This is a genomic window from Vibrio sp. HI00D65, assembly GCF_001635455.1.
Taxonomy (GTDB): Bacteria; Pseudomonadota; Gammaproteobacteria; order Enterobacterales; family Vibrionaceae; genus Vibrio.
In genome coordinates this window covers 1-646 of the sequence record NZ_LWEH01000506.1, presented here as the reverse complement: position 1 = coordinate 646, position 646 = coordinate 1, and the positions used below count along the sequence as shown (strand labels likewise).

1 protein-coding gene is annotated in these 646 nt (G+C 44.3%); it reads right to left on the bottom strand.

Annotated features, from left to right (window positions below; translation table 11 throughout):
* Window positions 1-46 precede the first annotated feature (46 nt).
* The gene (locus A3712_RS23145) at window positions 47-391 is read right to left on the bottom strand and encodes a hypothetical protein (protein WP_063524660.1); all 345 of its coding nucleotides are present in this window, start codon (window positions 389-391) and stop codon (window positions 47-49) included.
* Between the last annotated feature and the right edge of the window lie 255 nt (window positions 392-646).

Here is a 646-nt window from a genome sequence, read left to right as displayed (position 1 = left end):
AAAGACATAGTTTAAAACCCCTCTAAACCCATCCCCGCGATTAACACTAGCTTTCATGACTTATAGTTATGTTTAAAAGTGCGAGTCTAATCTCGTTAACTAAGTTAAAAACTGATGCTGTAGACGGCTCGTTTTTAAGATTGTAAGCATGAGCAAGTTGATTCAAGTTTGAGCTTAATCTCGCTAATTGTTCAAACTGACTTTGGGCAATTGGATTAACTTTCTTGTACTCTAATTTTTTGCCCAATGCTGCATTTCTAACATTGTCGGCAAGCTGCTTTTGCTTTGCTTGATCTGCAATCGGCAGGTCGATTTTAAAGTTGTCGGCAAGCTGTCTTTGCTCACTCTGAGTAAGATAGACACTTAGTCTAATATTTCGTTTTTCTGTCATGTTATTTCATTTGTTTAATCTCTTTCTGTGTTGGGGCTAAAGCACACAGCCGCCGCCCCACTACGCTACGCTCCGCCATGGCGGAAAATACAAAAGCCCGTGGCTTTTGATGAAGCCCACTGCAAGTGCAAGGCAAACCCAGCGCAGCGACTTGGGGTGCAGGACTGCCGGAGGCAAGTCATACCTTGCTCCCTGCCGATAATCACGACTTAGCGCGTGGTTTGCGTGGCTTGGTGATGCCGACAGCTCTTAACT